We start from the raw sequence: 20,037 nt of genomic DNA on the forward strand, positions 1-20,037 counted from the left end.
GGCGGCCCTGCAGAACACGCTGGACAAGGATCCTTCTACCGGTGGGAGTCAGGCGGGCATTACGGTGGACCATGAAGACCTCTTAGTCGTTCGGTGTGTGTGGTAACCACCAACCTAAGAGGTCTTCGCCCTTTCACGATGTAACCAACCTGCTGGCCGAGTACAGCTAGGCGCCGCTTGCGATCAGCTCCAGGACCGGGCCCTCGTGCAAGGCCAGGTAGACGTCGTCACGAAGTTGATTGGCCTCCGGATCGGTCATCGTCGGGCCCAGGGGCCGCAGTACCAGCCGAATCAGAGCGTTGGCCTGCCCGGGAAGGATCTGCAACCGGTCCCTAGCCGCGGGCGGAAGCTCGTCATGCGCCGTCAAAGCCAGGAGTTCGACACTTTCCAGGTCCTCGGCGCGGTCATCCAAGGCCATCCGCACCCTGTCCCCGAGCAATTCAGCATCCATGTCCGCCGCTACGACTATTGAGATGTCCCTGCTGATGGACGGCATGCAGGACACCGATTTCCACGGGGCGAGGTCCACCATCTGCTGCCGAATCCTGGGATCAGCGGACCTGAGCAACCTGATGTCGGGAATGCCTTTGCGAAGCATGAGAGCCCGGTCCAAGCCCATACCAAGAGCCAACCCCGACCATTGCCCGGGATCCAAACCGGCGTCAAGGAAAAGTTGCGGCGCCATCAGCCCGCACTCCGCGAGTTCCAGCCACTCGTCATCCATACGGACATCGACCTGCAAACCCTCTCGCGTGTACGGATGAACGGCCCGAACTGCCCGCCACTCCGCGTCCGGCAGAACTGCGTTCACCAATGAGCTGACCATTTCCTGCAGGTGACTGGAGTCGAGGACCCTCAATGAACTTACGCGCCATAAGTCGACTTGGTGGGGCGTACCTACATGGGTCCGATCGATGGCGTCGCGCCGGTACACCAGACCTGGAATCGCCCAGAGTTCGTCGATAGGCCGAACCGGATCCAGCGAGCGCAACAAGGACGGGATGGAGGCCGAGGTGTGGCTGCGCAGCATGACGGTAGGGCTGACGTAGCGGGAGTATCTTTGGTCGCGCGTGACGTCCGCTGGGCTGAACCCGAGCCGATCATAGTTGTCCGAAACGCTGACCAGTGGACTATGGCGGATGAGTCGTTGGGGCACGTCCCACTGCTCGCGCAGGCCGCGCAGCACGTCGTGGAGGAGGGGCTGCATTGCATGCGGGCCATCGTTCGGGTTGGAGAGGTCTCTGATTGTCAGGGCGTTGTGGAGCTCTGTGGGGTTGAGATATGCGGGCATTGCTGGTCCTTGGGTTAGGTGTGGGTGGAGGTCTCCTCCCCCGACCCTCTCCGTGCCAGGACCTAGGCGCGCGCCAAACAGCCCTCGCGACCGGAGACCGGTCGGGGGCAAGTAAATCGACGCATTGAGAGCATGGGCCGACTATACCTGTGTCCGAGGCTCCTGCACAGGCGGGCTAACTAGCGTCCGCTGAGCCGGTAAACCGACACGTGGCCGCGCGACTCAGCTGTGAAGTCGCTGCGATCCCAGTCCGCCCACCGGGATTCCAGCTCGAACCCGGCCAGCCGTGCCATCAGGTCCAGTTCGCTGGGCCAGATGTAGCGGTGCGGTGTCCGGCCTATCCGCGCGTCGCGGTCGGATAGCCCCTCCCCGAAATGCACGTGGTGTGAAATGACGTGCTGACGCAGAACATCGTAGGTATCCACCAACAGATACCCGGGTTGGCTCACTTCCACCGTCCCCCCATGTCCGGGCGGCAGCGAGCGCAGTTGCGGTACCCAAAGTTCGATGACGAAACGGCCGCCCGGCGCCAGATGACGGGCAGCATTCTGGAAGCAACGGACTTGCTCGTCCTGGGTCAGGAGGTTGGCGATGGTGTTGAACACCAAGTACGCCAGCGTGAATTCCCCGTCGACCCGTGCTTCGGCCATGTCACCCTGGACCACAGGCACGGTGTCCTGGTCCACCTTCGACCGCAGGCGCCGGATCATGGCGTGGGACAGTTCTATGCCACTCACCCGAACGCCGGCTTCGGAGAGCGGTACGGCTACCCTGCCCGTCCCAATGGCAAATTCCAACGCGGCACCGTCGCCTGCGAGTTCGGACAGGACCTGCACGGTTGGGCCCAGAACCTCCGGGGCGAACATGCCCTCACCTGGAGTGTCGTACTGCTGTGCGGTTTCGTCGTCCCAGAGTTCTTGCTGGTCGGTCATCCTGCCACTATTGCAGGTGCCGGCAACCTCGCGTAACGATTGACATGACATAACTCACATTCTGTAAGCTAAATTCAAAGTCACGCAGCCGGCTTCCTTCGTACTATCAGGGAGGTCCTCATGGCCCCCAATTCCCTTAAAGCCAACATTCTCCTAACCCATGGTGTCGCAGCTTCCGCGGCCTCCGTTGCTCGACGAAGAGCAGCAGTTACCCAAGGAACCCACGGTGCACCAGCCAACAAACCCGACGCCCTGCTTGGGGCGATAGCTGTAAGGCAACTGTTCCACCGCTGGCCGTTGGTACCCTCCCGCGAACTGGAGCGGATCCGCCACGTCCTCCTCCACTGCGACCAGCTCGGCTCTCCGGATACCCACCACCTGTCCGAGCCAGCCCAAGCGCTGCTGGAACTAATCAACAGCGAGTTGGACCGGCGTCGGACCCCGGAAGATCGGCCGCAGCCGCCTGCACAAGAGGCGCCCACCTCCGGGCAGGGGGCCGCGTAAATGGCCGGACATTTTGAATTGTTCGAAGAATCAGGCGGGGATTGCCGCGTTCGACTCGTCGATGGCGACGGGACAGAACTCGCCCTTTCCATTTGTTTCCACGACAAAGCATCGGCCGCCAGGGCCATCTACTCGCTGCGGGAAATCGCGGCGAGTGGCCTCATCGAGGACCACACGTCGCGGGCATCCTGAGGCCTACCGGATGATCGGAAGGCCCGCCGTGGGGAACACGCTGGGGAAGATCGACGGCGGCGGGACGGGAACGTCGTCGAGCGGCACCGTGACGGTCCCGGCACCAACGGTGACGCCGTAGTCCCGCACCTTAACCGGCAGCGGCTCGCCACTGTAGTCGGGCCCTTCGACGAGCTTGAGCGCGATGGACCCTTGCGCCAGATCCACGGCGAGCAGGCGCCCTTGTACCTTGAGCCTGAAGGACAGCCCCTCCCATTCGCCGGGCAGGCGCGGATCGAAGCGCAAAACCTCGCCCTGGTCCCGCATACCGGCGAATCCGCAAACCAGCGAACTCCAGATGCCGCCGGTGGAGGCAATGTGGACGCCGTCGATGGTGTTGCCGTGCGAGTTGTCCAGGTCGATGAACAGCGCCTCGGTGAAGTGCTGCAGTGCGACGTCACTGTACCCAACTTCAGCTGCCATGATTCCCTGGACGCATGCGGACAGGGTGGAGTCGCCGGTGGTGATGGGGTCGTAGAAGTCGAAGGCGCGCTGCTTTTCCTCGGCAGTGAAGTCCTGCCACTGGAGGAACATGGCCAGCACCGTGTCCGCCTGCTTGAGGACCTGGTGCCGGTAGATCACCAGCGGGTGGAAGTTCAAGAGCAACGGGTATTTGGACTTGGGGGTGTTCCAATCCCAAGGCTCCAAGGTCATGAAATCGTTGTCCTGGCTGAACACCTCAAGGTGGGGATCGTATGGCAGCGACATCCGTTCGGCCGCCTGCCTCCACACCATGCGTTCGGTTTCGGCGATGCCCTCGTGCTCCAGCGCCGCGGCGGCACGGAGATTGAAGCGTGCCATGACGTTTGTGTAGAGGTTGTCGTTGACTACGGCCGTGTACTCGTCAGGGCCGGTGACGCCGTGGATGTGGAACATACCGTCCTTGCCGAAGAAGCCCAGCGAGGCCCACATGCGTGCCGTTTCGATCAACAGGTCGGCACCCAGCTCTGCGCTGAACGTGTCATCGCCGCTGGCCCACTGGTACCGGTTGGCGGCAAACGCAATGGCCGCGGCAATGTGGAACTGGGCAGTACCTGCCGCGTAGTAGGCGCTGGCTTCCAGGCCGTTGATGGTGCGCCACGGGAACAACGCACCGTCCACGCTGAGTTCCTTGGCGCGAACGCGGGCGTCCGGCAGCATTGCATGGCGTGATTCCAGCACCTTACGGGCACCGCAGGGGTTGGTGTACGTCAGGTAGGGCAGGAGGTAGACCTCCTGGTCCCAGAAATAGTGGCCTTCATAGCCTGAACCGCTGACGCCCTTGGCGGGAATCCCTGCAACTCCAGCGCGCGCGGTGGCCTGGGCCAGTTGGAAGAGTCCCCAGCGCACTGCCTGCTGCATTTCCGGCTGCCCGCCGATCGAGATGTCGGCCGTGGTCCAGTATTCCTCGTAATGCGCTTTGCTCTGGTCAAGGATTTCCGGGAAAGGCACCAAGTTGGCTTCCGCGTCCGCAGCCAGGCTCTCCCCGCGGTCTTCCGCGTCAGAGGACCCGGCCACGACGTAGCTGACCGACTTCTCCAGACGGAACGTGTCGCCGTCGTGGATGGCCAAAACATAGCGGACGGACGATTCGTCTTCGGCCACCAGCGTTTCGAAGGGCTGGCCCTCGGCGGAAATCCAGTGGTCCACAGCCATCGCCACGCGCTGGCGTGATTCGGAGGTCTCCCACGCGAGGCGCAGCGAGCCGTCGGCACCCTGCAGGTGCAGTGGCAGCAGTACCCGGCCTGCGTGCCGCCCGGAGCGGCGGGGGTCATGGACCGAGTGGTCCTCCACAGGCTGGTCCTGGCGGTTCACGACGCCGGAGGTGATGTCCGCGGACACGTCACGGTCCGCTGTGAGCGACAGTTCAAGGCCAAGGCATCCGCGGGAATCGAACCCGACGGCGCGGCGCTCAACCGTGGTGACGGTAGCGCCGGACCGGCAGGCCCACACAATGCGTTCCTCATAAATGCCGGTGGAAAAGTCCACACTGCGGTGATAGTCCACCACCGTGGACTCGGCCAGGCTCAGGGCCTCGCCGTCGATGGAAATCGTGAAGTTGTTGGCATCCGGGACGTAGACGATGCGCTGGCCTGTCCTGGCGAAACCGTAAGCATTCTCGGCGTGCTTGATGTCCCAGATCTCGTGGAAACCATTGATGAACGTGCCGGGGAGCTCGCTGTCTCCGGCCGTCGAGTGGGAACCGCGGATGCCGAGGTGGCCGTTGCCAAGCGCGAACAGCGTTTCCAGTGTTCCCTCGTCACCGGGAACGTGGATGTTTTCCACAAGCTTCCAGGGCTCGCAGGGGAAACGCAGCCGATCGGAGCTGATGAGTGCCATGGGCGGTTGAAGTCCTTAGAAAAAGTAGGGTCAGAGAAGTTCGTAGAGGTCATCGACCACAAGCGTGGCGCCGGAGGCCAGCAGGGTTTGCCGGCCCGCTCCGCGGTCAACGCCGATCACTGCGTAAAAGGGAGCACCCGCGCCGGCCTGCACACCGGACACCGCATCTTCGACCACGATGCATTCCTCCACGGGCAGGCCCAGGAGTCCTGCGGCGTACACATACGTTGCCGGATCCGGCTTGCCGGGAAGTCCGACGCCGGCAGCCACCTGGCCGTCGACTACTACCTCGAAGTGGTGGTCGAGTCCCGCAGCTTTCAGCACGGCTGGGGCGTTCCTTGACGAGGAGACGACCGCGACCTTGAGTCCCCGTTCCAGGGCCGCGTTGATGAATTTGACGGATCCTTCGTACGGCTCGACGCCGCGCGTGTCCACGATCTCGTTGAAGATGGCGTTCTTGCGGTTGCCAAGGCCCTGGACCGTCTGGTTGCTGGGAGCATCGTCCGTGGGCCCTTCCGGCAGGGTGATGCCGCGGGAGGTCAGGAAGTCCCGCACGCCATCAAAGCGCGGCTTGCCATCGATGTGGTCGAAGTAGTCGCTTTCCTGGTAGCCCTGCTCGTTCCCGATTCCGGCGAGGTAGCCGTCAAAGAGTTCCTGCCACGCCTGTTCGTGCACCACTGCAGTTGGCGTCAGCACGCCGTCGAGGTCGAACAACAGCGCCGAGGCGCCCGTCCAGGCATTACGAAGATCAGTCATGTGCATTGTTCCGTTCAGCGCTTGTGGCGCGTGGTTTTGCGTTCGATGAGCTTGGTATCGAGCAAGTGGTTGGAGGGTTGATGGGGGGATTCGTTATTCAAGAGTCGTTCGCACAGCAGGTTCGCCGCGAAGGCGCCTTGGTCGGCTACCGGCTGCGCGACGGTGCTCAGGCCAAGGAACCCGCTCATGGGGTGGTCGTCCAAACCGATCACGGACACGTTTTTGGGCACGGACAAGCCGTACTCGCGGAGCGCCGTCAGGGCACCGAAAGCGGCCTCGTCGCAGTGGGCAAACACTGCAGTGGGCCTGGCACCGCGGGTGATGAGCTCAGCCATGGCCCGCCGGCCGTCGTCGATACTCGGCCCCGCAGCCACCACAAGGTCCGGGTGGACGGTGAGGTGGTGTTCATCCAGCGCACGCTTGAAGCCACGGAACCGAGGAGTCTCAGTCACAACGGAGTGTTCATTGCTCGAGAGAACGGCCAAGTCCCAATGGCCCAGCCCCAGCAGGTGTTGGGTTGCCTGCCAGGCAGCGTGTTCGTCATCGATACCTACATTGTCCCACGGAACATGGCGCATACCCACGCTGGCTATCGCCAACCCGCAGGCCTTCAACGCTTCCATTTCATCGGGGTCGACGTCAATGTTGAGCAGCAGCAGACCGTCGACCCGCTGGGCGAAATTTTCCAGGTTTTCAAAGAACTGCCTGCGGACACTGGCCTTGTTGCGGAGGCTGATCAGGACCGTGTCATAACCACTGTCGCCGAGAACCTCCTCCGCGGCTTCCACGGCTTGGGCGAAGAACCACGATGTGGCGGTGGGGGCAACAATAGCCACCGATCCCGTAACTCCGCCGGCCAACCTGGATGCGGCGGCAGAGGCTTTGTAGCCAAGCTTGCTGGCGGCTTCGGCCACCCGCACCTGGGCTTTTTCGGAAACGTTGGGGAGCTTCCTCAGGGCCCGGGACACCGTGCAAATCGACAATCCGGACAGGACCGCTACGTCCTGGATTGTCACCCTGTCAGTCCTAACCATGCAACACGGCCTCAACCCTTTCCATTCCCGCTCAACGCCTTGGCGCGCATCCCGCAGCGGGACACCAGCCAAAAGTGTAAGCGCTTACAATTTTGTCATTCAATAGAGTGGGACTGAATGCGAAATTGTGACGTGAATCTCACCAACAGGTTTGATTACCGGGCGGAAATGCCTTCTAATCCAGCGCTAGCCCAACACGTAGTACTTCAGGAACGCGCTGACATCCACCAGTTCGGCGGGCTCGATCCTGTGGCCCATCCCGGGGTAGGTTCGCGCCGTCAGTGCCGTGTTGGCGTTCAACCACTCCTCAGTGTGGGCAATGGCGTCCTCGTTAATGACTGGGTCCGCTTTGTCCCTGCCCCAGAAGAACGGGGGTGGCGCGTCGAACGATTCACTCAGGGCCAGGAGGTCGTTGTCCAGGACAAATCCGGACAGGCCCACGGTGGCTTTGAAGGACGCCGGCCGCAAGCGCAGGAGGGTGCTGGCCATGGCCATGCCCTGCGAATAGCCCAGCAAGCTTACGCTGCTGTGGTTGTCCCTCACGGAGTTGATCCAGTCGAACACCGCATTGGTGGAAGCGATCACATCGGCAAAGTCGTTGGTGAGGAAGTAGTCCAGGAGGAACCAGCCATAGTCGTCGCCAATGACCTTCGGTCCGCGCAACGCCGCGCACGTGAAGGCGGGTGGCAAGTGGTCAAAAAGGTCCACCATGCGCTGTTCACTGGTTCCATAACCGTGGAGCATCACCAGCAACGGGGTGCCTTTGCGCTCATTTTCGGGCTTTGACCAGACCACTGAATCCATGGGCATGAGCCTAGTAGACTGACGCCATGACACCGCAGGAATTGGCCAACCTGGCCCATCTGCGGCGCGCCCGCGACTTCATTGACCGCGAATACGCGCGTCCATTGGACGTGCCCACCATGGCCGCCGGCGCCCTCATGTCACCGGCCCATTTCTCCCGCCAATTCAAGGCCGCCTACGGAGAGTCGCCCTACAACTACCTGATGACCCGGCGGATCGAGCGGGCCATGGCCTTGCTGCGCGCTGGGACCAGCGTCACCGATGCCTGCATGGAAGTGGGCTGTACCTCCTTGGGTTCCTTCAGCAGCCGTTTCACCGAAATCGTGGGGATCACGCCAAGCGAGTACCGCTCGCGGGAGCACCACGCAGTAAAAGCCATGCCCAACTGCATCGCCAAACAGCACACCCGCCCCGACAGGAAGCCCGGCACAAGGGCAACAACAATCTGAGCAGGATTGAAGAAGCGCACGCTCCGCAGCTGCAATAGCGTGTGATTCATGAACATTTCATTGAAGTACGCACACGTCACAGTCAACGACGTCGATGAGTCGCTCGCCTTCTATCGCGACGCCCTCGGCCTGGCGGTCCGCAACGACGTCGGCTCCGACGGCCAGCGCTGGGTGACCTTGGGCAGCGATGCACAGCCGGACCTTGAACTGGTGTTGTCTCCGCCGCACGCCGGCCGCTCCCAGGCCGACGGGGACGCGATCCAGGAGCTCCTCACCAAGGGCGTCATGCCAATGCTCGTCTTCAACACGGACGATCTCGACGGCACTTTCGAGAAGCTCCGCGCGTCCGGCGCCGAGGTCCTCCAGGAGCCGATCGACCAGCCGTGGGGCCCGCGCGACTGCGCCTTCCGCGACCCCTCCGGCAACATGATCCGCATCAACCAGGGCTGACCGCGCAACAGGCGAACAGACAGCAGCCAAACAGAGGGTCCGACGACGGCGGTTCCGGCCCGCCGCCGTCGGACCTTTGGCAGTCGTCGGCCCCTGGCAGTCAGAGGCTCAAGACGCCGGCGTCGGAGAGTTCACCGTCCTGGTGCGTGGACGCGATGGCAGCGGTCACGACGTCGGACAGCCGCCTGCGTCGCGCGTAAGCCTGGCGCTGCAGCCGCTCGCCCGAGCCGCGACGCAGGATGTTGGCCACCCCGGTCCGGGCGAGTGCGAGGTCGCCGGCCCTGGTCAAGGCCGGCTTGATGTGGCGCAGCAGGGCGCCGGCAACCTCCGGGGCCACGGCAGGACTCTGCTCCAGCGGGTGCAGCAGTTCGCGGTTGATGCCAAAGCGGCTGGCTTTCCAGTTGGCCATGCGGATGACATGGGTCAAAGCGCTCGACGGCGGATCGCCGCGCCGCCACTCCACCGCCGACGTCTCCACAAGGCCGCGTGCGATCACCGCGAGGGTAAGGGCGTCTTCGGCATAGAGGCAGACGTCCGCGATCCGTAGTTCAACCGTTGGATGGCCCCTGGACAGGCGTGCGTCGAAGTAGATCATGCCCTCGTCCATCGGAACTCCGGTACCCAAAAGCGCTTCCAGCACTTCGCGGTAGCCATCGGCAGAGCCAAAGACGTCCATGGGCCCGGCGGTAGGCCAGCGGTTCCAAATTTGCGTCCGGTAGCTCGCGAAACCAGTGTCGGCTCCCATCCAGAACGGGGAGTTGGCACTCAACGCTAGCAACACGGGCAGCCAGTGACGCATCCGATCCAGGACGCCAACGCCTTCCTCCGGCGATTCGATCGAGACGTGGACGTGGAATCCACACGTAAGTTGCTCCCGCGAAATCAGCCCGAATTCCGTGCCCATCGCGGCGTAGCGCTGATTTCCCAGGGTGGGCGTCGCGTGGAAAACAGGCGGCGTAGCCAGCGCCGCCACCCGCGCACCGACTGTCCTCGCCGCCTTGTCCGACAAAGCCCGACCTGCCCGGATTTCCGCCCGGAGCTCCGCAGCAGTGCGGCAAGGACGGGAGTTGACTTCGATCTGTTCCTGCTTGAATTCCGATTTCAGCGAAGCGGCATCAGCACCGGCATCCCCGCCGTCCGCAGCAGCCACGTCCAGGATGTCCGCGGCCAGGGCCAAGGGCATGCCGTCCGATGGATCGGCAATCAGCAGTTCCTCCTCCACGCCAAACGTGCGCATTCCCACCCCTCCCTCTATGGATTACTCAGAGACGGCGGTTATCCGACGTGGCGTGGAACCTCCATTTGGAAACCGCAACGGCAATGCAGCACTTGGGTCTGCAAGTACACCTCTAGGAGATTGGGGCTTTCAGGGTCTTCTGTGCTCCTGGGGGCTTCAATCACTCGTTCAGTTGGGCGTCCCAAGGTCATGGGATCACCGCAATGGGTGCAGCTGAACCAGAGGCCCGCTGCAGCTGTGGAAAGGAATTCCTCTTGGATCTCCGGCACCAGCGTCGCCAAGCGGACGGGGTGGGCGTAGAACGTATCGCATTCGCTGCAGGTGTAGCTGACATCGACCACTTCGGACTGGTGTGGTTCTGCTTCCACCACCGTCTCCACAAAAATGTAGGAATCAGTGCCGCACACGGTGCACCAGGGCCGGGCTTCGGCCTTGACGGGGTCGGTCTTCGACCCCTGTGAAGGTTTCGGTACGGGAAGGGATCCAAGCGTCATTGCCATTCTCCTTTGTTACTCCAAGGAGCCACCATGCATTGACGCTGCGGGCCGGCCGATAATGGCCACGGCTCTAAGTGCAGTTCTTGGACCATCCGGGATGGCACCACGTCATGAGGCTCCAAGGGCTATCTGCTTAACCCACCTAAAATGTAGTTCACCAGTGGCGGGCGTCACAAGTCATCGGACAGCCCGGGACCAAGGGCAGGAATCGAATCAGGGCTCGAAATGAGCTACGGGCGACTCCTTCGCCACGCTCTTGATCAGTGATTCAGCCACGTCGCGGAGCTTCTGGTTCCGGGCACTCGAGGCCTTTTTGAGGATCTGGAAGGCGTCGTCCTGGCTGCAGCGGTTCTGTCCCATGATGATTCCGCAGGCGAGGTCGATCACAGTCCTGGACTGCATCGCATCTTGGAGGTCGTCGGCGTGCTGCTGCTTCACGCCGATCCGGACAGCCAGGCGCAGGGAGCGTTCGGCCTGGCTGGCGTATAGCTCGCAGTTCTGGATGGTGGCGTCGTCGAAGGCGTCCAGTTGCGGAGCGAAAAAATTCAGGGCAGCAGTAGCGCCTTCGTCCAATTCCAGGGGAACGCAAAGGGCCGAAAGGTGACCGCGTTCCGCGATGACCTTGCAGTAATCGGGCCAACGCCCCTCCGTGGATGTGTCAGGCACATGCACTGTGGCGTGGCTCCGCAGGGCCTCCAGGCAGGGGCCATCGCCGTAAGCCTGCTGGACTTCGTCGATCAGCCTGGCTTCATGGGTGCTGCCTGCCACGGTGGCCGTTCGTCTCCGACGACTCAGCGTGATGCCACAATGCACGTTCATGCCGACCGCTTTGGACACTGCGGCCGCAGAGAAAACAGCCAGATCTTCGAGGAATCCACCCACGTCTTCGCTGTCGATAACAAGGTCCTGAAGGCGCTCAGGCACCGAAACTTCGTCGGGCGCCGAGGCGGCATCAGGCAGCGCCAATTCAACGTTCATTTCGTCCATGCCTTAGTTTACGATCGTCGGGTCACTGGCTGTCACCCCTTTGGGGAATGACAACAGAATCCTTGCATATGCCGTGCACCTATGTGCACAATCTAGCTAAAGTCCCGCTTTTGCAGGACCAGGCTTTACAGCTCATGCAGACGGGCGACCCGCATTTTTTGATGCCGAGGTACAGACCCATGCCGGCCCAGCCAACGTCCAGAGTCCCGGACGAAGCCCACCAACCTCCCGACGAGCCTCTTTGGTGTACCCGGTGCAACACGGACAAGCATCTGCTGGTGAATTCGATCCAGTCCCACTATCCACCGGCCCCCAACATGGTGGATGTGGCTTATGAATGCCACGTCTGCAGGTATTCCTACCAGCAGATTGCCTCCGTCCAGAGGGTCGCCGCGGTACTCAACCGGCCTGGCATCTCCCAGGGCGTACTTCAGTTCGGCGGTCAGTATCTTCACTGCGGCGAACCCATGAAGACCAGCAGCTGCGAGCTCCGGAGGATACAAACCCCCTTGGTGCTGAAGCCCGGGGGCCGGCTGCGGATGTACGAGGTTCTCATCAACACGCGGATTCTTGGCTGTCATTGTGGCTTCCGGATGGAAATTCCGGACTGAGATGACGGAGGCAACCATGAGGCGAAGCAGTAATTCTGGAGCTACCGGAAGGGATAGCATGCACGCAGAATCACAGAAGAGGGAGCCGTCAACCACCCGAGGGCTGGGTCAACACGGCAAGCACAAGCTGCCGGATCCGCCGGACCCTGACAACCTGCCCATCGACTATCCGGGCTCAGGATGGGATTCGGGCCGTTACCCGTCAAGCGGACAGGGAAGCCTCCGGCCAACAACCCATTCTTCACGGCGGAAGAGCGCCTGATGGGCGAGTTTCCCCCGGACCCGTCACATCCCGATCCAACCCGGGAGCCCGGGCCGACGCCTGAGCCGGTTCCCTTGCCGGAACCGGGCCCGCCGCCCGTCCCCGAACCCACCCCCGGGCCTGGCCCCACCCCCGGCCCAGCGGTTCCGCCGCTCCCCGGGCCGGGAAACCCGCCGCCAATGTAGGGGTTGGTTCCCACCAAAAGACCGGATCCTGGCATATCCCCCAGTCAGGATCCGATAGAGGGGCATGTCGCGCTACAGGGAGCATGGCATGCCCTTTCATCGTGTCTGGAGCCAGGACAGCACTCCAATCTTTGTTTATGTTGATTTCTATTGACTTCCCAACACAAACAAAGATAGAGTCAAGCAATTCCACATCGTTGTGACAGCAGTCACGCAAGTGCCTGCAACGAAAACCTGGCTTTACCGCAATGGAGGGTAAGTGTTCGCAGAAGAACGCCAACAACTGATCTCCGCACTCGTCGCAGAGCGCGGACGGGTGAGCGTCACCGACCTCGCCGACCGTTTCAGCATCACCACTGAAACCATCCGCCGCGACCTCGCAGCACTTGAGGTCTCCGGAAACCTCCGCAGGGTCCACGGTGGCGCGGTCCCCTCCGACCGCCTCAGCACCCGGGAGGAAAGCATCCTTGAGCGCGCAGTGCAGCGCCAGGTCGAAAAACTCCGCATCGCCAACGCAGCCCTGGCCCTGATCCCCGAACCCACCACCGGCAGCATCCTGCTGGACGCGGGCTCCACCACGGAGACCCTCGCGGACCTGCTGGCCCAGCGGACCCCATCAGCCAACGGCAACGACGAACTGGTGGTCATCACGCACGCCATCCCGATTGCCGGCAAGCTCTCCTCCACCCCGGGCGTCGCCCTCCAGATCCTGGGTGGCCGTGTCCGCGGACTGACGCAGGCCGCCGTCGGACAGTCCACCGTGGAAGCCGCCTACAAGCTCCGGCCGGACATCGCGTTCGTGGGAGCCAACGGGATCCACTCCGTCTTCGGGCTCAGCACGCCCGACCCCGAGGAAGCCGCGGTGAAAGCCGCCTTCGTCAAGTCGGCCCGCCGCGTTGTGGCCCTGGCCGACTCGTCCAAGCTGGATGCCGAAACCCTGGTCCAGTTCGCCACGTTGAAGGATGTCGACACCTTGATTACTGACCAGCAGCCCTCGGCTGAACTCGCGGCGGCCTTGGCCGACGCCGGCGTAGACGTGGTGGTCGCATGATCGTCACGTTGACGGCCAACCCCAGCCTGGACCGGACCGTGGAACTGCCGGGAGCCCTGGCCCGCGGCGAGGTACAGCGCGCCGTCGCTGTCCATCAGGAATCCGGCGGAAAGGGCGTCAACGTTTCACGGGCGCTCGTTGCCTCCGGCCTCGAAACGCTGGCAGTCCTCCCGGGTGCGGATTCTGACCCCGTCCTTTCCGGACTGCACGACGGCGGCGTTCCGTTTGCGGCGCTGCCGATCGGTCAGGCGCTGCGCAGCAACGTCACGCTCACCGAACCGGATGGCGTCACCACCAAAATCAACGAACCCGGCCCGGAGCTGAGCGGCGAACAGCAGGAAGCCCTGATCGGGCTGCTGCTGGAGCGCTCCCGTGGCGCCAGCTGGGTGGTTCTCGCAGGCTCGCTCCCACCAGGAGTCCCTGCGGATTTCTACGCCACAATCGCGCGCCGGCTCCGGTCGGTCGCGGATGGAACGGCCGCCCCCGGCATCGCCATCGACTCCTCCGGGGCTCCGCTTGCGGCAGCCCTGGTGGGCGACGCCGCCGGAAAGCCGGACCTCCTCAAGCCGAACGCGGAAGAGCTCGCCGAGCTTGCCGCCGCCGCCGGATTCACCAACGTCTCCACAGCTGAGCAACTGGAAGCGGACCCGGCCAAAGCGGCCGAGGCCGCTGCCGCCGTCGTCGCCAGCGGTGTGGGCGCAGTTCTAGCAACACTCGGGTCCAAGGGCGCAGTCCTGGTGACCGCAGACGGAGCGTGGCTCGCCACGCATCCGCCAATCAAGGCAGTCAGCACGGTAGGCGCCGGGGATTCCTCCCTGGCCGGCTACCTGCTGGCCGCAACCCAGGGCGGTTCCGCACAGGACTGCCTCCGTCAGGCCGTGGCACATGGTGCCGCTGCTGCTTCACTGCCGGGCTCCACTGTCCCTGCAGTCCACCAGACAACCCCCGACGCCGTAACCATCACGGCCCTCCAGAAGGACTAACAGTGACCCAGCTGATCACACCCCAATTGGTCACCCTCGACCAGAACCTGGGCGACTCCCCTGCCGACGTCATCCGCGTCCTGGCCGGCAAAGTTGCCGCCGCTGGCCGTGCCACCGAGGTTGAAGGCCTGTTCGCCGACGCCTTCGCCCGCGAACAGAAGACCGCCACCGGCGTCCCGGGCGGAATCGCCATCCCGCACTGCCGCTCGGCAGCTGTCAAGGAACCGGCACTGGCCATGGCCCGCCTCAGCCACAAGGTGGATTTCGGCGCCAAGGACGGCCCAGCGGACCTCATCTTCTTCATTGCAGCCCCGGACGGCGCAGACCAGGAACACCTGAAACTGCTCTCCAAGCTCGCACGCTCGCTCATCAAAAAGGACTTCACGGCTTCTCTCCGCGCGGCATCTTCCCCTGAAGAGATAGTAGAACTGGTGGATGGTGCCCTGGCGGACAAGCCAGCCGCGCACGCTGCACCGGCCCCTGAGGCAGCTCCGGCAGCCAGCACGACGGCGGCTGCCGCACCCAAGCGCATCGTGGCAGTAACCGCTTGCCCAACCGGCATCGCCCACACGTACATGGCCGCTGATTCCCTGGTCGCCGCGGCACAGGAAATGGGCGTCGACCTGCAGGTCGAGACGCAGGGTTCCTCCGGCGCAAAGCCGCTGGACCCGGCGGTGATCGCTGCGGCTGACGCGGTGATTTTCGCCGTCGACGTCGATGTCCGCGGCAAGGAGCGCTTCGCCGGCAAGCCGGTCATCAATGCTCCCGTCAAGCGCGGTATCGACGAGCCAACCAAGATGGTCCAGGAAGCCCTTGCGGCCGCTGACGACCCCCATGCCCGCCGCGTCCCGCATTTTGGTGCGGAAGAGCAGGCAGAGCGCGCCGAGGAGGAAAAGGGCGAGCACATCGGCCAGAACCTCAAGCGCGCACTCCTTACCGGCGTCTCCTACATGATTCCGTTCGTTGCCGGTGGCGGCCTGCTGATTGCCCTCGGGTTCCTCATGGGCGGCTACCTGATCACCAACTTCGCAGACAAGATCGTTGTTGAGAACAGCATCTTCAACCTGCCCACCGCTTTCCCGGACAACGCCTGGGGCCCCCTGGGTGCCTACATCGGTGCGGTCCTCTTCAAGATCGGCGCCCTGTCCCTCGGCTTCCTTGTCCCTGCGCTTGCGGGCTACATCGCCTACGCGATCGCGGACCGTCCCGGTATCGCCCCCGGCTTCGTGGCCGGTGCCGTGTCCGGCTTCATGGGTGCAGGCTTCCTCGGCGGTATTGTCGGCGGCCTCCTCGCAGGCTACATCGCGTACCAGATCGGCAAGCTTGACGTTCCGCGCTGGCTGCGCGGCCTGATGCCTGTGGTGATCATCCCGCTGCTTGCCTCCTTGGTGGCGTCCGGCTTGATGTTCCTGATCCTGGGCGCCCCCATCGTCGCCCTCACGAACGCCCTCAACACTGGCTTGTCCAGCCTCACCGGTGCCGGCGCAATCGTCCTCGGCATCATCCTTGGCCTCATGATGTGCTTCGACCTCGGTGGACCCGTCAACAAGGTCGCTTATGCCTTTGCTGTTGCAGGCCTCGGTGCCGCCAGCGTCACCAACCAGGCTCCGTGGCAGATCATGGCAGCCGTTATGGCAGCCGGCATGGTTCCGCCGCTGGCCATGGCCCTGGCAACCGTGCTGGACAAGAAGCTCTTCTCCCTGGCCGAGCGTGAAAACGGCAAGGCAGCCTGGCTCCTTGGAGCCTCGTTCATCTCGGAAGGCGCCATCCCGTTCGCCGCAGCCGACCCCCTCCGCGTCATCCCGGCCAGCATGGTTGGCGGCGCCGTAACCGGTGCACTGTCAATGGCCTTCGGCGTCACCTCCAAGGCTCCGCACGGCGGCCTGTTTGTCTTCTTCGCGATCGACAACTTCCTGCTGTTCTTCCTCTCGATCGCAGTGGGTGTAGTCATTACCGCGCTGCTGGTCATCGCCCTGAAGCGTTGGGCCGTGAAGAAGCCGGTTGAGGCAGAAGCGACTCCGGCAACCGTCAGCGTCTAGACTTCCCACGAAGCCACCCACCACCACAAAGGAGCACCAATGCCTGAACGTACAGCCACCATTGCAAGCCGCGTCGGCCTCCACGCCCGTCCGGCAGCCATCTTCGCCGAAGCTGCGGGAGACCTGGACATCGATGTCACCATCGCCCGCCAGGGAGAGCCCGCCGATGACGCCATGGACGCCGCGAGCATCCTGTCCCTCATGAGCCTGGGGGCTTCCCACGGCGACGTCGTGGTGCTCCGGGCCGAAGGCGAAGGTGCGGACGCAGCACTGGACAGCCTGGTCAAGATCCTCGAAACGGACCACGACGCCGAGTAAGGACACGTTCACCGCTCAGCGCTGTGAAAAGAGCCTGGCCGCACCTGTGATTGGGTGCCGCCAGGCTCTTTCCCTGTCGGCATCTATTACGGGCGGGCGAGCTCGTCGAGATGGCGCGTGAGCATTTCGAGTATTGGACCCGCCTCGGACAGTTCCCCGCTCCACAACCCCTGCATCGCGAGTCCATCCAAGAGCGCACGCAACCGCTGTGCTTCATACTCGGGATCGCGTCCTTGGTGGAATTGACCCGTTTCCGTCAGCACCTCCACGGCGATGTGGCATACGCGGGCAACGCCGTCGCTCAGCCTGATCGCAGCAGGCCTAAGGGCAGTGTCGGTAAGGGAAAGGACGCCGAGCTGAACCTGTGCAACGAGTTCCAGGCGCCGTTCCTTGTCGAGGGGAAGCAACTGCAGGAGTAATCCTTCAACGAGAGGGCGGCCAGTTAGCTCAAGGGCGGCGATTCTGGCCTTTACCCGGTCCTCAATGAGTTCCAGGCAGAACTCCCGCAGGGCATGCTGTGTGGCAAACGCCCGGCGCAGCGACGCGGCAGCTATACCCGCTTCCGCTGCCACCCCGCGGACTGAAAGGCCAGAGAGGCCATCGCGTTCAAGGACACGTAAGGACGCTTCCGCAATTGCTGCAGTGCGCGCCTCTGCGTCGATTCTCTTGGGCATGGTTTCAGCGCGACGGAGTAGGAGTGGGCAATGCGGGGGCGGCTTTCTTCGGCCAAATCGTGTAACTCAGTGCCCAGAGGAAGTCGATGGCGAAGATGATGCCCAGGATGCGGAAGAAGTCCGATAGCGCTGTGGTTCGTTCAGCGTCGTTGACCAGGAAAATGATAGCTCCCAGTGTGGCCGCAGCGATGGCAACCGCCAGTGCCGTAAGGAGCACATCCCGCCAGCACTTGACCGTGTAGCGGGTTCCCGTGAGCCGTTCGGGCACGGGGCCGCCGGCAAACCGGTGCTGGAAGTGCCCATCAGCCCACGCCACCATCCGCTTGCCGTACGCAACCGAGACGCCAATATAGATTGCGGCAAGTCCGTGGTGCCACGAGGCCGTACCACCACCAAGGAGATCGATGGCGACCAAGGCAAGCAGGACAGCATCGATCACCGGAGCAAGGACCAGGAAAGCTGCACCCAGGCGGGGACGCCGCAGGAGATACCGCGCTGCGAGCCCGGCAAGAATAGCTACCCAGAAAGCAACTTCGCAGACAACGATCGCGAGCAGGACCATGTGTTTCCCCCAAACATCCGGTGTTCCATTTTTATTAGTACGAGTGTACTCATAAAAGTGTCGATATATCGGGGGTTGGCAAACCGGCGTCAGGGGACTATGAGCCCTCGCCGTTCAGGAAAGCCGCAACTGACGCCTCCGTGGGCTTGACCTCCTTGAGCTCACCCGCGAGGTACGCCTCTATGATCCGGGGGTCAACGTAGGAGGAACGGGCCACAGACGGGGTGTTGCCCAGGAGTTCGGAGGCTTCCTTGATGGCCCTCGTAATCGCCTGACGGGGAGTTCCCTTGTGGCCTGATTTGATGAGGCACAGGGCCGCGGCCGCAGTGCCTTTCCAGGTCCGGAAGTCCTTGGATGAGTAGGCTTCTCCGGCGATGCCCCGGAGATATTCGTTGAGCATGGAGCCGTCCACGTTTACCCAGGCTCCATTGTCCCGGTACGCAAGCAACCGCTCCTTGCCGGGACGCTCCGCCAGCGGTTCGAGGAAGGCAGCAAGAGCGGGATCGTGGATGGACGTGTCCCACAGGTGGCCGCTCTTGCCGGGGAACTTGAGGAAAACATCCGGCCCCTCCACACGGGCGTGGCGGCACCGGAGCGTGGTCAGCCCGTAGGAACCGTTTTGCTTCATGTACACCTCGGATCCAACGCGGAGCGCACCCAAGTCCATGAGCCGCACCGCTGCTGCCAAGGTTTGCTGCCTCGGATCTTCCTGGTCCTGCAGGTGGACAGTGACGTTCCGGCGGACAGTTGGCAGGACCAAGCCAAGTTTGGCGGCCCGGATGAATTTTTCGGTGTCCTTACGCTCCCGCCAGCGCGGGTGGTAGATGTACTGGCTGCGACCGGCTCCGTCGATTCCCGTAGCCAGGATGTGGCCGTGCTCGTAAGGACTGATCCATACATCGGTCCACGCAGGCGGGATCGCCAGCGCATTGATGCGCTGGCGATCCTCTTTGCTGACCAGGCTCCCGTCAGGATGGCGGTAGCTGAACCCCGTTCCCACCTTTCGGCGGACGATGCCGGGCCCGGAAAGGTCACTTCTCTTCAGCCGTGGCATGGCCTGCTGCCTTGTCTGCGCTCAGCCGGTCCGCTTGTTGGTCAGGCCTCGTCCGGGTCCGTCACGGCAGCGCCGGCGCTCATGATTTCTGCGTTGATCATCCACACCAGCTGCTCAAGGCGGGCAATAAACGCGTGCAGCAGGTCCGCCGTCGTCGGATCTTCCTCGTCAACCTCGTCGTGAACGTCACGCATGGTCTGCACGGCGCGTTCCACGCGGTCGGTCACCAACTTGACGGCGTTCTTGGTGCTGACCAGGCCGGCCGGAAATTCTTCAAGGCGGGTTCCCTTGGCGATGGTCGCACTGCGGCCGTCCGGGAGGGCATGAAGGGCACGCATGCGCTCGGCGGTGTCATCAGCGAACTGCCGGGTGGCCAGGACCAGTTCGTCCAATTGGAGGTGGAGATCGCGGAAGTTCGGTCCCACGATGTTCCAGTGTGCCTGTTTCCCCTGGAGCTGCAGCTCGATGAGGTCGGTCAGGACGATTTGAAGGTTGTCTGCAAGCTGCTGTGACGCTTTCATGTGTTCCTCTCTCGGACGTTCATGTGAGCCAATAACGCGCCACAGGATATCTGCAGCGACTGCCCAATCATCGGATGACGACTTCAATAAGCCTTTCATAAGGGTGCTTAGTAGTACAATGATGAGTGTTGCTGTTCACGACTGGCGAACTTCACCACCGGTGAGGCCCAGGCTAACAGCGGGTATGGCACTTCGGGGCCGCGGAACGCCTCAAAGTACCGGCATAACTAAATCGAAGTAACCGGAATGCATAGTTGGGAATCGGCGATTCATCAATGATTCCCCC

Annotated in this window: 22 protein-coding genes; 9 read left to right on the plus strand and 13 right to left on the minus strand. The window is 63.0% G+C overall.

Annotation, left to right across the window (positions count from 1 at the left end):
• Positions 1-166 precede the first annotated feature (166 nt).
• Together PJL15_RS20750 and PJL15_RS20755 are read right to left on the minus strand one after the other, a co-directional pair.
• Complete coding sequence (locus PJL15_RS20750; protein WP_281453026.1) at positions 167-1,291, minus strand: hypothetical protein; 1,125 nt, start codon at positions 1,289-1,291, stop codon at positions 167-169.
• A gap of 179 nt (positions 1,292-1,470) precedes the next feature.
• The gene (locus PJL15_RS20755) at positions 1,471-2,223 is read right to left on the minus strand and encodes a class I SAM-dependent DNA methyltransferase (protein WP_281453027.1); all 753 of its coding nucleotides are present in this window, start codon (positions 2,221-2,223) and stop codon (positions 1,471-1,473) included.
• Between the two features lie 120 nt (positions 2,224-2,343).
• On the opposite strand from PJL15_RS20755, the gene PJL15_RS20760 reads away from it, so the two are divergent.
• Positions 2,344-2,727, plus strand: coding sequence for a hypothetical protein (locus tag PJL15_RS20760; RefSeq protein ID WP_281453028.1), 384 nt, complete (start codon positions 2,344-2,346; stop codon positions 2,725-2,727).
• Positions 2,728-2,919 (plus strand): YegP family protein, encoded by a 192-nt coding sequence (locus PJL15_RS20765; RefSeq protein WP_281453029.1) that lies wholly within the window; start codon positions 2,728-2,730, stop codon positions 2,917-2,919.
• 3 nt (positions 2,920-2,922) lie between these two features.
• Here the strand turns inward: PJL15_RS20765 and PJL15_RS20770 are convergent, their stop codons facing one another.
• The 4 genes from PJL15_RS20770 to PJL15_RS20785 all read right to left on the minus strand — a co-directional run bounded on the left by PJL15_RS20770 (position 2,923) and on the right by PJL15_RS20785 (position 7,871).
• Positions 2,923-5,277 carry a glycoside hydrolase family 65 protein gene (locus tag PJL15_RS20770; RefSeq protein ID WP_281453030.1) on the minus strand — a complete coding sequence of 785 codons (2,355 nt, stop codon included), beginning with the start codon at positions 5,275-5,277 and terminating at the stop codon, positions 2,923-2,925.
• Between the two features lie 30 nt (positions 5,278-5,307).
• Positions 5,308-6,039 carry an HAD family hydrolase gene (locus PJL15_RS20775; RefSeq protein ID WP_281453031.1) on the minus strand — a complete coding sequence of 244 codons (732 nt, stop codon included), beginning with the start codon at positions 6,037-6,039 and terminating at the stop codon, positions 5,308-5,310.
• A gap of 8 nt (positions 6,040-6,047) precedes the next feature.
• Positions 6,048-7,049 carry a LacI family DNA-binding transcriptional regulator gene (locus PJL15_RS20780; RefSeq protein ID WP_281453032.1) on the minus strand — a complete coding sequence of 334 codons (1,002 nt, stop codon included), beginning with the start codon at positions 7,047-7,049 and terminating at the stop codon, positions 6,048-6,050.
• A 204-nt stretch (positions 7,050-7,253) separates the two neighbouring features.
• Positions 7,254-7,871: an alpha/beta hydrolase gene (locus PJL15_RS20785; RefSeq protein ID WP_281453033.1), complete on the minus strand. Its 618-nt coding sequence runs from the start codon at positions 7,869-7,871 to the stop codon at positions 7,254-7,256.
• Between the two features lie 26 nt (positions 7,872-7,897).
• Between PJL15_RS20785 and PJL15_RS20790 the strand changes: the two genes are divergently transcribed.
• Entirely contained in the window at positions 7,898-8,320 is a 423-nt protein-coding gene (locus tag PJL15_RS20790; RefSeq protein ID WP_281453034.1) for a helix-turn-helix transcriptional regulator, read from the plus strand.
• 48 nt (positions 8,321-8,368) lie between these two features.
• Positions 8,369-8,770 carry a VOC family protein gene (locus PJL15_RS20795; RefSeq protein ID WP_281453035.1) on the plus strand — a complete coding sequence of 134 codons (402 nt, stop codon included), beginning with the start codon at positions 8,369-8,371 and terminating at the stop codon, positions 8,768-8,770.
• Between the two features lie 100 nt (positions 8,771-8,870).
• Here PJL15_RS20795 and PJL15_RS20800 read toward each other — a convergent pair whose 3' ends face one another.
• From PJL15_RS20800 to PJL15_RS20810, 3 genes are all read right to left on the minus strand, one after another.
• On the minus strand, positions 8,871-10,007 hold the full coding sequence (locus tag PJL15_RS20800; protein WP_281453036.1) for a glutamate--cysteine ligase 2: 1,137 nt from the start codon (positions 10,005-10,007) through the stop codon (positions 8,871-8,873).
• A gap of 38 nt (positions 10,008-10,045) precedes the next feature.
• Entirely contained in the window at positions 10,046-10,501 is a 456-nt protein-coding gene (locus tag PJL15_RS20805; protein WP_281453037.1) for a hypothetical protein, read from the minus strand.
• A gap of 216 nt (positions 10,502-10,717) precedes the next feature.
• A complete protein-coding gene (locus PJL15_RS20810; RefSeq protein ID WP_281453038.1) occupies positions 10,718-11,491 on the minus strand; it encodes a GAF and ANTAR domain-containing protein in 774 nt (257 codons plus the stop codon).
• Positions 11,492-11,769: 278 nt separating this feature from the next.
• On the opposite strand from PJL15_RS20810, the gene PJL15_RS20815 reads away from it, so the two are divergent.
• The 5 genes from PJL15_RS20815 to PJL15_RS20835 all read left to right on the plus strand — a co-directional run bounded on the left by PJL15_RS20815 (position 11,770) and on the right by PJL15_RS20835 (position 16,940).
• Positions 11,770-12,102, plus strand: coding sequence for a hypothetical protein (locus tag PJL15_RS20815; RefSeq protein ID WP_281453039.1), 333 nt, complete (start codon positions 11,770-11,772; stop codon positions 12,100-12,102).
• Positions 12,103-12,808: 706 nt separating this feature from the next.
• Positions 12,809-13,600 carry a DeoR/GlpR family DNA-binding transcription regulator gene (locus tag PJL15_RS20820; protein ID WP_281453040.1) on the plus strand — a complete coding sequence of 264 codons (792 nt, stop codon included), beginning with the start codon at positions 12,809-12,811 and terminating at the stop codon, positions 13,598-13,600.
• Positions 13,597-14,583 (plus strand): 1-phosphofructokinase family hexose kinase, encoded by a 987-nt coding sequence (locus PJL15_RS20825; protein ID WP_281453041.1) that lies wholly within the window; start codon positions 13,597-13,599, stop codon positions 14,581-14,583. Before PJL15_RS20820 ends, PJL15_RS20825 begins: the two co-directional genes overlap by 4 nt.
• A 2-nt stretch (positions 14,584-14,585) precedes the next feature.
• Positions 14,586-16,622 (plus strand): PTS fructose transporter subunit IIABC, encoded by a 2,037-nt coding sequence (locus PJL15_RS20830; protein ID WP_281453042.1) that lies wholly within the window; start codon positions 14,586-14,588, stop codon positions 16,620-16,622.
• A gap of 39 nt (positions 16,623-16,661) precedes the next feature.
• Positions 16,662-16,940, plus strand: a complete 279-nt coding sequence (locus PJL15_RS20835; protein WP_024819123.1) for an HPr family phosphocarrier protein — start codon at positions 16,662-16,664, stop codon at positions 16,938-16,940.
• An 86-nt stretch (positions 16,941-17,026) separates the two neighbouring features.
• Here the strand turns inward: PJL15_RS20835 and PJL15_RS20840 are convergent, their stop codons facing one another.
• The 4 genes from PJL15_RS20840 to PJL15_RS20855 form a co-directional block, all read right to left on the minus strand.
• Positions 17,027-17,614 (minus strand): TetR/AcrR family transcriptional regulator, encoded by a 588-nt coding sequence (locus PJL15_RS20840; RefSeq protein ID WP_281453043.1) that lies wholly within the window; start codon positions 17,612-17,614, stop codon positions 17,027-17,029.
• 4 nt (positions 17,615-17,618) lie between these two features.
• On the minus strand, positions 17,619-18,176 hold the full coding sequence (locus PJL15_RS20845; protein ID WP_281453044.1) for a hypothetical protein: 558 nt from the start codon (positions 18,174-18,176) through the stop codon (positions 17,619-17,621).
• A 97-nt stretch (positions 18,177-18,273) separates the two neighbouring features.
• Positions 18,274-19,230 (minus strand): DNA topoisomerase IB, encoded by a 957-nt coding sequence (locus tag PJL15_RS20850; protein ID WP_281453045.1) that lies wholly within the window; start codon positions 19,228-19,230, stop codon positions 18,274-18,276.
• A 41-nt stretch (positions 19,231-19,271) separates the two neighbouring features.
• Positions 19,272-19,751: a Dps family protein gene (locus tag PJL15_RS20855; protein WP_281453046.1), complete on the minus strand. Its 480-nt coding sequence runs from the start codon at positions 19,749-19,751 to the stop codon at positions 19,272-19,274.
• Positions 19,752-20,037 lie beyond the last annotated feature (286 nt).

The sequence above is a fragment of the Paenarthrobacter nitroguajacolicus genome, assembly GCF_029952445.1.
GTDB lineage: Bacteria > Actinomycetota > Actinomycetes > Actinomycetales > Micrococcaceae > Arthrobacter > Arthrobacter nitroguajacolicus_B.

What these genes read in the sequence shown, in the direction of transcription:
- PJL15_RS20750 (WP_281453026.1), bottom strand. Translation starts at nt 1,291, where the DNA reads ATGCCCGCATATCTCAACCCCACAGAGCTCCACAACGCCCTGACAATC.
- PJL15_RS20755 (WP_281453027.1), bottom strand. Translation starts at nt 2,223, where the DNA reads ATGACCGACCAGCAAGAACTCTGGGACGACGAAACCGCACAGCAGTAC.
- PJL15_RS20760 (WP_281453028.1), top strand. Translation starts at nt 2,344, where the DNA reads ATGGCCCCCAATTCCCTTAAAGCCAACATTCTCCTAACCCATGGTGTC.
- PJL15_RS20765 (WP_281453029.1), top strand. Translation starts at nt 2,728, where the DNA reads ATGGCCGGACATTTTGAATTGTTCGAAGAATCAGGCGGGGATTGCCGC.
- PJL15_RS20770 (WP_281453030.1), bottom strand. Translation starts at nt 5,277, where the DNA reads ATGGCACTCATCAGCTCCGATCGGCTGCGTTTCCCCTGCGAGCCCTGG.
- PJL15_RS20775 (WP_281453031.1), bottom strand. Translation starts at nt 6,039, where the DNA reads ATGCACATGACTGATCTTCGTAATGCCTGGACGGGCGCCTCGGCGCTG.
- PJL15_RS20785 (WP_281453033.1), bottom strand. Translation starts at nt 7,871, where the DNA reads ATGGATTCAGTGGTCTGGTCAAAGCCCGAAAATGAGCGCAAAGGCACC.
- PJL15_RS20790 (WP_281453034.1), top strand. Translation starts at nt 7,898, where the DNA reads ATGACACCGCAGGAATTGGCCAACCTGGCCCATCTGCGGCGCGCCCGC.
- PJL15_RS20795 (WP_281453035.1), top strand. Translation starts at nt 8,369, where the DNA reads ATGAACATTTCATTGAAGTACGCACACGTCACAGTCAACGACGTCGAT.
- PJL15_RS20800 (WP_281453036.1), bottom strand. Translation starts at nt 10,007, where the DNA reads ATGCGCACGTTTGGCGTGGAGGAGGAACTGCTGATTGCCGATCCATCG.
- PJL15_RS20805 (WP_281453037.1), bottom strand. Translation starts at nt 10,501, where the DNA reads ATGACGCTTGGATCCCTTCCCGTACCGAAACCTTCACAGGGGTCGAAG.
- PJL15_RS20810 (WP_281453038.1), bottom strand. Translation starts at nt 11,491, where the DNA reads ATGGACGAAATGAACGTTGAATTGGCGCTGCCTGATGCCGCCTCGGCG.
- PJL15_RS20825 (WP_281453041.1), top strand. Translation starts at nt 13,597, where the DNA reads ATGATCGTCACGTTGACGGCCAACCCCAGCCTGGACCGGACCGTGGAA.
- PJL15_RS20835 (WP_024819123.1), top strand. Translation starts at nt 16,662, where the DNA reads ATGCCTGAACGTACAGCCACCATTGCAAGCCGCGTCGGCCTCCACGCC.
- PJL15_RS20840 (WP_281453043.1), bottom strand. Translation starts at nt 17,614, where the DNA reads ATGCCCAAGAGAATCGACGCAGAGGCGCGCACTGCAGCAATTGCGGAA.
- PJL15_RS20845 (WP_281453044.1), bottom strand. Translation starts at nt 18,176, where the DNA reads ATGGTCCTGCTCGCGATCGTTGTCTGCGAAGTTGCTTTCTGGGTAGCT.
- PJL15_RS20850 (WP_281453045.1), bottom strand. Translation starts at nt 19,230, where the DNA reads ATGCCACGGCTGAAGAGAAGTGACCTTTCCGGGCCCGGCATCGTCCGC.
- PJL15_RS20855 (WP_281453046.1), bottom strand. Translation starts at nt 19,751, where the DNA reads ATGAAAGCGTCACAGCAGCTTGCAGACAACCTTCAAATCGTCCTGACC.